The sequence below is a fragment of the Streptomyces sp. AV19 genome (assembly GCF_015999245.1).
Lineage (GTDB): Bacteria > Actinomycetota > Actinomycetes > Streptomycetales > Streptomycetaceae > Streptomyces.
On record NZ_JAEAMR010000011.1, the window covers coordinates 1,359 to 12,593 of the forward strand.

Sequence of the window (11,235 nt, forward strand, 5' to 3'; positions counted from 1 at the left end):
AGATCGGACGACCGACGGTCGCGGTGTCACTGTCGAGCGTGCCACCACCGAGCGTATTGATCGTGTACTCGGTCGGACCGTACAGGTTGTAGCCCATCAGCCCCGGCGTCTCGCCGAGGCGGGTCCACAGCGATTCCGGAACGGCCTCGCCGCCGAGGAGGACGAGCACCGGGCGGTGCCGGTCCTCGTCCAACAGGCCACATTCGACGAGGGCTTGTGCGTACGAGGGGGTGACGTTGATGACGTCGACCTCGTGGTCCGCGCAGTACGCGGCCAGCCCTTCGGCGTCGCGGCGCAGCGACTCGTCCAGGACGTGCACCTCATGTCCTTCGACCAGCCACAGCAACTCCTCCCACGACATGTCGAAGGAGAACGACACCGTATGCGCGATCCGCAGACGACGACCACCCGCCGACTCGATCACCGGATTGAAAATCGCCTCACGGTGATTGAGCTGCATATTCGTCAGACCACGGTACGGCGTCACCACACCCTTCGGACGACCCGTCGAACCCGACGTGAAAATCACATACGCAGCAGCATCCAGATCCACCACCGCATCCACCGACTCACCGGAAACACCGGCCAGTTCGGCGACGACAGCGGGATCGTCCAGCTCCACCACCGGCACACCCTCAGCGTCCGGCATGCGGTGCCGCGCCGTCGAGTCGGTGAGCAGGACCACCGGCTTCGTCTCCTCGACCATGAACGCGAGGCGGTCCACCGGGTAGTCCAGCTCCAGCGGCAGGTACGCGGCACCCGCCCGCAGGACGGCGAACAGGGCCGCGACCATCTCCAGCGAACGCGGCAGGCCCAGCGCGACGACCCGCTCGGGACCCGCGCCCCGGGCGAGGAGCAGCCGCGCCATGCGGTTGACCCGCGCGTCCAGCTCGGCGAACGACCACACCCGTTCGCCCGCCACCAGCGCCGTCGCCTCCGGCGTCGACGCGGCGCGCTCGGCCAGCAGTTGGGCCACCGACGCCTCGGGCAGCTCGTGCCAGGTGTCGGCCCACTCCCCCAGCACCGCGCCGTGTTCCCACTCGGTCAGGACGTCCAGCGCGCCGATGCGGCGGGACGGGTCCTCGGCGACCTGGGCGAGGAGGGAGAGGAGGCGCTCGACGAGGGCCTCGGCGGTGGAGCGGTCGTAGCGGTCCGTCGCGTACTCGAAGGCGATGTCGATCTCTTCGGCGCTGGGCGTCTCCTCGAAGTTGAAGTCGAGCTCGAACTTCACGGCCCCCAGCTCGAAGGGGAGGATCCGGCTCTCCAGCCCCAGGAGCCTGCGGGCCCCGCCGTCGGCGTTGCGGTAGCCGAGCATCACCTGGAACAGCGGGTGCCGGCCGGGCACGCGGGGCGGGTTGACGGCCTCGACGAGGCTGTCGAAGGGCAGATCCTGCTGGGCGAAGGCGGCCAGGTCGTTCTCCCGGACGCGGCCGAGCAGTTCGCCGAACGTCGGGTCGCCGGACAGGTCGTTGCGCAGCACGAGGGTGTTGACGAAGAAGCCGACGAGTCCGTCGAGCGCCGCGTCCCCTCGGCCCGCGACCGGGGCGCCGAGGGGGATGTCGTCCCCCGCGCCCAGCCGGTGCAGCAGGGTGGCCACGGCGGCCTGGAGCACCATGAAGGTGGTGGTGCCCGTGGTGGTGGCGACGTCGCGGAGCCCGCGGTAGACGGCCGGGGGCACCTGGGCCCGGACGGTGTCGCCGCGCAGGGAGGCGCCCGGGGTGCGCGGGCGGTCGGCGGGCAGGGCGAGCTCCTCCGGGAGCCCCTCCAACGCCGCCTTCCAGTAGGCCGCTTGACGGCTGTGCAGGCTGCGCCCGTCGGCCGGGTCGCCGAGCAGTTCGTGCTGCCACAGCGTGTAGTCCGCGTACTGCACCGGCAGGGGCTGCCAGTCGGGCGCCTCGCCTGCGGCGCGACGGGTGTACGCCGTGGTGATGTCGTCCACGAAGGGCAGCATCGACCACTCGTCACCGGCGATGTGGTGGAAGAGCAGCACGAGGACGTGGTCCTCGGGTCCGACCTCCAACGCACTGACGCGCAGGGGCAGTTCGCGTGCGAGGTCGAACGAGTACCGTACGGCCGCCTCGACGTCCGCCGCCAGCGTCTCCTCGGTGGTGGCGGCGGTGTGCAGGACGTCGGCGGGGTCGGGCGCGTCGAGGATGCGCTGGACGACCTGACCGCCGTTCTCCTCGACGACCGTCCGCAGGCTTTCGTGACGGCGCGTCACGTCGACCACGGCGAGCCGGAGGGCGTCGAGGTCGAGGGCGCCCGTCAGCCGGACGACCAGCGGGACGTTGTAGGTCGCGCCCGACGCGTCGAGGTTCTGCAGGAACCACATGCGGCGCTGGGCGTGCGAGAGGGGCAGGGCGTCCGGGCGGTCGCGCCGTTCGAGCACCGGCCGGTCGTCGGCGCCGCGAGCCGTGCGCTCGGCGAGCGCGGCGGGGGTGGGCGCCTCGAAGAGGTCGCGGATGGCCAGGCCGACGTCGAGGGCCGTGCGGATGCGGCTGACGAGCCGGGTGGCCAGCAGCGAGTGCCCGCCGAGGTCGAGGAAGTGGTCGTCGGGGCCGACGGAGTCGACGCCCAGCACCTCGCCGAACAGCGTGCACAGCAGCTCTTCGCGGGCGTTGCGCGGCGCACGGCCGGCGCCCGTACCGGTGTTGTCGGGGGCGGGGAGCGCCTTGCGGTCGAGCTTGCCGTTGACGGTCAGCGGCAGCGCGTCGAGGACGACGAACGCGGACGGGACCATGTACTCCGGCAGTTCGGCCGCCAGCGCCGCACGGACGGCCACGGCATCGATCCCGTCCGGACCGGCCGGGACGAGGTAGGCGGCGAGGCGCTTGACACCCGGGGTGTCCTCCCGGACCACGACAGCCGCATGAGCGACCGGCTCAAGGCGGGTCAGCGCGTCCTCGATCTCACCCGGCTCGACCCGGTAACCCCGGATCTCATACGCAGCAGCATCCAGATCCACCACCGCATCCACCGACTCACCGGAAACACCAGCCAGTTCGGCGACAACAGCCGGATCGTCGAGTTCCAGGACCGTGTCGCAGTCCGGCATCCGGTCACGGACGGTGGAGTCGGTGACCAGGACCACGGGACCGGTCTCCTCGACCATGAACGCGAGGCGGTCCACCGGGTAGTCCAACTCCAGCGGCAGGTACGCGGCACCCGCCCGCAGCACGGCGAACAGGGCGGCCACCATCTCCAGCGAACGCGGCAGGCCCAACGCCACCACACGGTCCGGACCCGCGCCACGGGCCAGGAAGAGGTTGGCCAAACGGTTGACGTGGGTGTCCAGTTCGGCGAACGACCACACCCGGTCGCCCGCCACCAGGGCGGGCTCGTCCGGTACGAGAGCCGCGCGCTCGGCCAGCAGGTCCGCCACCGAGGCGTCCGGCAGTTCCCGCGCCGTGTCCGCCCACTCCCCCAGCACCAGGCCGTGCTCCCGCGCGGTCAGCACGTCGAGGTGCCGGACGAGGACGGCGGAGTCCGAGGTGATCCGGTCCAGGAGGGAGACGAAGCGGCCGGCGTGCTCCTCGACCACCGTGCGGTCGAACGCGTCGGGGCGGAACTTCCACTCGAACTCGAGCTTCTCCCCCGGGTTGGTCGCGAAGATCAGCGGGAAGTGGGTGGCGTCCACGTCGACGACGTCGTCCACGCCGAGTTCCTGGCCGACCCGGTCGCGCTCCTCCTGGTCCACGGGCGTGTTGCGCAGGACCTGGAGGGTGTCGAAGAGGCGTCCCGCCCCGGCGGCGCGCTGGATGGTGCCCAGGCTGAGCTGGTGGTGCGGCAGGAGGGCCGCCTGCTCGCCCTGGAGGCGGGTGAGGTAGGCGACGACCGTCTCGTCCCGGTCGAGCCGGGCGCGGACCGGGACGGTGTTGAGGAACATGCCGATGGTCCGGTCGATGCCGGTGAGCTCCGCCGGACGGCCGGAGACGGTGGTGCCGAAGATGACGTCCTGACGGCCCGTCAGTCCGGCCAGGAGCAGGCTCCAGACGCCGGAGAGCACGGTGTTGAGGGTCAGGCCGTTGGTCCGGGCGTAGTCCGCGATCCGGGTGCTGAGCGCGGCCGACAACTCGGTGACGTGCTCCTCGGGCAGCAGGGCGGCGCGTTCGCGGGCCTGCGGGGCGATCAGCGTGGGCTCGTCGACGCCGGCCAGGGCGGAGCGCCACGCCTCCTCGCCGGCGGCGGTGTCCTGACTGCTGAGCCAGGCGAGGAAGTCCCGGTAGGCGAGCTGCTCCTCGCCCGCCGGGGGGAGGCTTCCGGTGGTCACCAGCGCGTGGCAGCAGGCCAGGAGTTCCTGGAGGAACAGGCCGGTGGACCAGCCGTCCCACAGCAGGGTGTGGTGGGTGACCAGGATGTGCTGGCGGCCGTCGGGGGTGAGGACGGAGACCAGGCGCACCAGGGGCGGGTCGGCGAGGTCGAAGCGGGTGCGGGCCTCGGCGTCCTTGAGCCGCCGCAGTTCGGCGTCGGCCGCCTCGGGGTCGAGGGTGCGCAGGTCCGCCTCGGTGACGGGGACCGTGACGGTGGCCGGGATGAACTGGACGGGCCGCTCGAGTCCGTCCTGGAGGAAGCCGGCCCGCAGGTTCGGGTGCCGGTCGAGCATCGCGGTCGCGGCGGTGCGCAGGGTGTCCAGGGAAACCGGGCGGCGCAGGGAGACGACGTCGCGGGAGGTGTAGACGTCGAGGGCGTCCTCGTCGTAGAGGGCTTCGAAGAGGAGGCCCTGCTGGAGCGGTGAGAGCGGCCAGAGTTCGGCGACGCCGGGGACGGCGGCCCGGACGGCCTCGGCGTCGCGCTCGGCGGGCTGCGGCAGTTCGGGTATGGCGGGTCCGGCGGCGGTGTCGGCGGCGGGCTCGGCGCGGTCCGCCAGCTCGGCCAGCGCGGCGGGGGTGCGGTGCTCGAAGACGTCGCGCGGGCTCAGGGCGATCCCGGCGACGCGGGCGGTGCCGACGAGGCGGATGGAGACGATGCTGTCGCCGCCGAGGCGGAAGAAGTCGTCGTGGACGCGGACTTCGGGGAGTTCGAGGACCTCGGCGAAGAGGGCGCACAGCGTGGCCTCGGTCTCGGTGGCCGGTGCCCGGTCGTCGGCGGCCGCGGCGTGCTCCGGGACGTCGTCGGGCAGCGCCTTGCGGTCGGTCTTGCCGTTGACGCCGAGCGGGATGGCGTCGAGGAACACGACGTCCGACGGGACCATGTACTCGGGCAGCCGGACGGCGCAGGCGGTGCGCAGCTCCTCGGGGTCCGGCGCGGCGCCGGGCGCGGGGACGGCGTAGGCGACGATGCGCTGGGCGCCGGCCACCGTCGTGCGGACGAGGACGGCGGTGTGCGCGACGGCCGGGTGGTCGGCGAGGACGGCCTCGATCTCGCCGAGTTCGATGCGCAGGCCGCGGATCTTGACCTGGTCGTCGGTGCGGCCGAGGTACTCGACCGCACCGTCGGCGCGGCGGCGCACGAGGTCGCCGGTGCGGTACATGCGCTCACCGCCGCCCTGCGGGTCGGCGACGAACCGGCCGGCCGTCAGGCCCGCGCGGTTGAGGTAACCGCGCGCCAGTTGGACGCCCGCGAGGTAGAGCTCGCCAGGGACGCCGACCGGAACCGGACGCAGGGCCGCGTCCAGGACATGCAGACGGGTGTTCCACACAGGGCGGCCGATCGGCACGACACCGGCACCGGGCTCGGCACGGTGGTACGTCACGTCCACCGTCGCCTCGGTCGGCCCGTACAGGTTGTGCAACTCGATCTGCGGCCACAGCGCGGCGAACCGGTCCACAGCAGCGGCAGGCAACGCCTCACCGGAACAGAAGACACGGCGCACACCCGCGAAGCCGGCACGTATCGCCTCGTCCTGCTCGGCCGCGACCGTGAACGCCGTGAGCATCGAGGGCACGAAGTGCGCCGTGGTGACGCCCGAGTTGGCGGCCAGCTCGGCGAGGTGGTCCGGCTCGCGGTGGCCGCCCGGCCGGGCCAGCACCAGGCTGGCGCCGCTGACCAGCGGCAGGAAGAACTCCCAGACCGAGACGTCGAAGCCAGCCGGGGTCTTCTGCAGAATGCGGTCCTCCGGGCGGATGCCGTACTGCTCGCGCATCCAGTCCAGACGATTGACGATCGCCTCGTGCGTCACGGCCACGCCCTTGGGGCGGCCGGTCGAGCCCGAGGTGTAGATCACGTACGCCGTATGGTGCGGCCCGGCTGCGGGGTGCCCGGAGGGAGCGGCGGTGCGGGGCTCGTCGGCGAGGACGACGGGGACGTCGCCGGGCAGGGACAGCCGGTCGCGCTCTCCCGCGACCGTCACCACGGCGACGGGCACGGCGTCCTCGACCATGCCCGACAGGCGCTCGGCGGGGTGGTCGAGGTCCAGCGGCAGGTAGGCGGCCCCGGACTTCAGCACGCCCAGCAGCGCGACCATCAGCTCGGCGGAGCGCGGCACGGCGACGGCCACGATCCGGTCCGGACCGGCACCCGCCGCGACCAGTTCGGCGGCCAAACCATCGGCGAGCTCGTCGAGTTGACGGTACGTCAGCTCCTGATCCGCGTAGACGACGGCCGTCGCGTCCGGCGTCGCGGCCAGCCGCTCGGCGAACCGGGTCACCAAGGTGCCCTCGGCCACCGGGTGCTCCGTGGCGTTCCACTCCTCCGCCAGGGCCCGGCTCTCGTCGGGGAGCAGCAGGCCGAGCCGCGCCAGCGGCGTCTCGGGGGCCTCGGCGAAGCGGGTGAGCAGGTGCAGGAAGCGGTCGGTGACGCGCTCGGCGGCGGCGCGGTCGAACACGTCCGGCCGGTAGCCGAGTTCGAGGCGGAGGGTGTCGCCGGGCAGGACGCGCATGGTCAGCGGGTAGTGGGTGGCGTCGCGGGCGCCGAGGCCGGTGACGGCCAGGCCGGCGCCGCCGGCGGCGAGGGCGAGGATGTCGTCGACGTCGTCGCTGCCGGCGTAGTTCTCGACGACGAGGAGGGTGTCGAAGAGCGGTCCGTCCACGGCGGTCAGGCGCTGGATGCCGGCGAGCCCGAGGTGCTGGTGGTCCATCAGGGCGGCCTGTTCGGCCTGGACGGCGGCGGCGGTGGAGGCGAGGGTCGCGCCGGGGTCGAGGCGGACGCGGACCGGGAGGGTGTTGATGAAGAGGCCGACCATGGTCTCGGCGCCGGGCAGGTCGGCGGGGCGGCCGGAGACCGTGGTGCCGCTGACGACGTCGGTGGCACCGGTGAGGGAGCCCACGAGGACGCCCCACAGCGTGTGCAGGACGTTGCCGAGGGTCAGGCCCCGGCCGCGGGCCGCGGCGTCGAGGGCGGCGGTCAGTTCGGGGCCGGCGTCGGCCTCGACGTCGGCGGGCTCGACGGAGGCGTCGAGCGTGGCGCCGGGGGCGACCGGGTGGGCCTCGGTGACGCCGTCGAGGGCGGCGGCCCAGGCGCGGCGGGCGGCGTCGGTGTCGCGGGTGGCGAGCAGTTCGAGGTGATCGCGGTAGGGGCGGACGGGCGGCAGTCCGGAGAGGTCGCCGCGCCAGCCGATGAGGGCGATCAGCTCCCGCATGAGGATCGGCATGGACCAGCCGTCCAGGAGCAGGTGGTGACAGGTGACGACGAGGCGGGTGGCGTCGGGGCCCAGGCGCAGCAGCGTCAGGCGCAGCAGCGGCGGTTCGGCCAGGTCGAAGCGGTGGTTCCAGTCCTCGTCCATGGCGGCGCGCACGGCCTCGTCGCGGGCGGCGGGGTCGTCGGCGTGCGCGGTGAGGTCGAGTTCGCGCAGCGGGGTGTCCGCGTGGCGGGGGATGAACTGGACGGGCTCCTCGCCGTCGTCGTACCAGAAGCCGGCGCGCAGGTTGGCGTGGCGGCGCAGCAGGGCGTCGGCGGCGGCGGCCAGGTCGGCGGTGACGAGCGGGCCTTCGAGGTCCAGGTGGGCCTGGACGACGTAGACGTCGCGGGCGTCCTCGTCGTAGACGGCGTGGAAGAGGAGGCCCTCCTGGAGGGAGGACAGGGGATAGACGTCCTCGAGCGCGGACCCCGCGGCAGGGTCGTCGGCCGGGATCAGGTCGGGGGTGTCAGTCATGGGTGCGCTCTCGGTGTCGCGGGTGGCGGGGGTCTGCGGGGTCGGCGCGGGGCCGCGGGTGTCGGTCATCGGCGCCTGCGCAGGCGGGCTTCGAGGCGGTCGATGCGCTTCTGGTCCATGGAGACCAGGCGCACGTCGGAGGGGGTGATGCCGCCCGCGTCGGGGTCGGCGGTGTGCCGGGCGAGAGCGTCGAGCGCGTCGAAGAACCGGTTCGCCAGGGCGGTGACCTGCTCCTCGGTGAACAGGGCGGCGGGCCAGCTCCATTCGACGGCCAGCTCGGGCTTCCCGTCGGCGCCGGCGCGGACGACCGCGTCGAGCTCCAGCGGGTACGGCACGGGCATGCCGGCGTCGGGGGCGGCGCCCTCGGTGACGGCGGCGCGCTCGGCCTCGGGGGCGAACGGCCAGCCGGTGACGGCGCCCTGGTGGTCGGTGCGGCCGCGGTAGTTGAAGAGCAGCTGCGAGGCGGGCAGGGCGGAGAGCGCGGGTGCGGTCTGTGCGTTGAGGTGGCGCAGCAGGCCGTGGCCCAGGCCCCGGTCGGGGGCGGCCCGCAGCTGTTCCTTGACGAGCTTGAGGGCGTCCCCGGCGGGGCGGCCGCCGGCCAGGGCGGCGGCGACGTCCAGGGTGGAGACGTCGAGGCGGACGGGGTGGACGGTGGTGAACCAGCCGACGGTGCGGGACAGGTCCGGGGTGAGTCCGGCCGTGTCGCTGCCGCCGCGGCCGTGTCCTTCCAGGTCGATCTGGAGGGCGCCCGTGTAGGCGGCGGGCAGGGCCGGGTTGGCGGTGCGCCGCCAGTCGGCGGCCGCGAGGGCGAGGCCGGCCAGCAGGACGTCGTCCACGCCGGCCGAGTACGCCCGGGGCACGGCGTCGATCAGGGGTGCGGTGCGGTCGGCGGGCAGGGCCGTGCGCAGGGTGCGGACGGTGGCGGTGGTGTCGCGGCGCGGGTCGGCGGGGGTGCGGGCGAGGGGTGCCTGCGGTCCGGCGAGCGCGGTGCGCCAGTGGGCGGTCTCGGCGGTGCGGGTGCGGCTGTGGGCGTGCTCCAGCAGCGTCGTGGCCCAGGCGCGCAGCCCGGTGGCCTCGGGTTCGAGGGCGGGGGTGCGGCCTTCGGCGCGGGCGGCGTAGGCGTCGGCGAGCTCGGGGAGCAGGACGCGCCAGGAGACGCCGTCGACGGCGAGGTGGTGGATCGTCAGCAGCAGGCGGCCGTCGGTGTCCGGTCCGGCGTCCAGGTGGACGGCGCGCAGGACGGTGCCGTGGTCCGGGGCGAGGGCGGCGGCCGAGGCGTCGGCCTCCTTGGTGAGGAGTTCGGCGCGGGCGGCCGTGTCCAGGCCGGTGAGGTCGGCGTGGCGCAGAGTGGCCGGGTCGGTGACGGCGGGCGCCTGGTCCGCGGGCAGGGTCTCCTGCGTCCACAGGCCGTCGGTGCGGTCCAGGCGCAGGCGCAGGGCCGGGTGGTTGCGGGCGAGGTCGGCGAGGGCCGCGCGCAGGGCGTCGGGGCGCAGGCCGGCGGGGACGGTGAGGAGCACCGACTGGTTGAACCGGTCGACGGGGCCGCCCCGTTCGCGCAGCCAGTGCACGACGGGCAGCGGCGGCAGTTCGCCGTCGGCGTCCGGGACGGCCGCGGCGGGCGCTGCCGGCCCGGCGTCCGGGGTCCCGCCCACGGCGGCCAGGGCGGCCGGGGTGGGGTGCTGGAAGACGTCCTTGGCGGCGACGGTGAAGCCGGCCTTGCGGGCGGCGCTGACGAGCTGGATGGAGACGATGCTGTCGCCGCCCAGGGCGAAGAAGTTCTCGTCCTCGCCGACGTCGGGCAGTCCGAGGATCTGGGCGAAGACCGCGGCCATGGCGGCAGCCGGGCTGCGCTCCTCACGCACCGGCTCGCGTACCGGCGCCGGGCGGGCGGCGCGGCCCGGCTCGGGCAGCGCCTTGCGGTCGAGCTTGCCGTTGACGCTCAGCGGCAGGGCGTCCAGCAGGCCGATGACGACGGGCACCATGTGCTCGGGCAGGCGGACGGCGAGGGCGTCGCGCAGTTCCTGCGGGTCGGGCGTGGCGCCGGCGGCCGGGACGGCGTAGGCGACGAGCTGGCGGGCGCCGCCGGGGGCCAGCGGCCGGGCGACGACGGCGGCCTGCGCGACGGCGGGCAGGTCGGTCAACGCGGCCTCGATCTCGCCGAGTTCGATGCGGAAGCCGCGGATCTTGACCTGGTCGTCGGTGCGGCCGAGGTACTCGATCGCACCGTCGGCGCGGCGGCGCACGAGGTCGCCGGTGCGGTACATGCGCTCGCCACTGCCCTGCGGGTCGGCGACGAACCGGCCGGCCGTCAGGCCCGCGCGGTCGAGGTAACCGCGCGCCAGCTGGACGCCCGCGAGGTAGAGCTCGCCGGGGACCCCGACCGGAACGGGGCGCAGGGCCGCGTCCAGGACGTGCAGGCGGGTGTTCCAGACGGGACGGCCGATGGGGACGACACCGGCACCGGGCTCCGCACGGTGGTACGTCACGTCGACGGCCGCCTCGGTCGGCCCGTACAGATTGTGCAGCTCAATGTCCGGCCACAGCGCGGCGAACCGGTCCACGGCCACAGCGGGCAGCGCCTCACCCGAGCAGAACACACGGCGCACACCCGCGAACCCGGCACGGATCGCCTCGTCCTGCTCGGCAGCAACCGTGAACGCCGTGAGCATGGACGGGACGAAGTGGGCAGTGGTGACACCGGAGTCGGCGGCCAGGGCGGCGAGGTGGTCGGGCTCGCGGTGGCCGCCGGGCCGGGCGAGGACCACGGCGGCGCCGCTGACCAGCGGCAGGAAGAACTCCCAGACGGACACGTCGAAGCTGGCCGGGGTCTTCTGCAGGATGCGGTCCTCGGGCCGGATGCCGTACTGCTCGCGCATCCAGTCCAGGCGGTTGACGATCGCCTCGTGCGTCACCACGACGCCCTTGGGGCGGCCGGTGGAGCCGGAGGTGTAGATGACGTAGGCGGCGTGGTGCGGCTGCGCAACAGGCAGCTGTACGGCGGCCGGTGCGGGCGCGTCGGCCAGGACGACGGGCACGCCGTCCGTGCGCGGCAGGCGCTCGCGCTCGTCCGTCACGGTCACCACGCAGACCGGCGCGGCGTCCTCGACCATGCCGGCCAGGCGGTCGGCGGGGTAGTCGAGGTCGAGCGGCAGGTAGGCGGCCCCGGACTTCAGCACGCCCAGCAGCGCGACCATCAGCTCGGCGGA

The 11,235-nt window shown here is 74.0% G+C and carries 2 protein-coding genes; both read right to left on the reverse strand.

The window, feature by feature from the left end; genetic code table 11:
* Nucleotides 1-8,029, reverse strand: an 8,029-nt coding sequence (locus I5Q34_RS23315; RefSeq protein WP_199894348.1) for a non-ribosomal peptide synthetase, incomplete at its 3' end; no start/stop codon positions are given.
* Between the two features lie 65 nt (nt 8,030-8,094).
* Nucleotides 8,095-11,235, reverse strand: a 3,141-nt coding sequence (locus I5Q34_RS23320) for a non-ribosomal peptide synthetase (RefSeq protein ID WP_199894349.1), incomplete at its 5' end; no start/stop codon positions are given.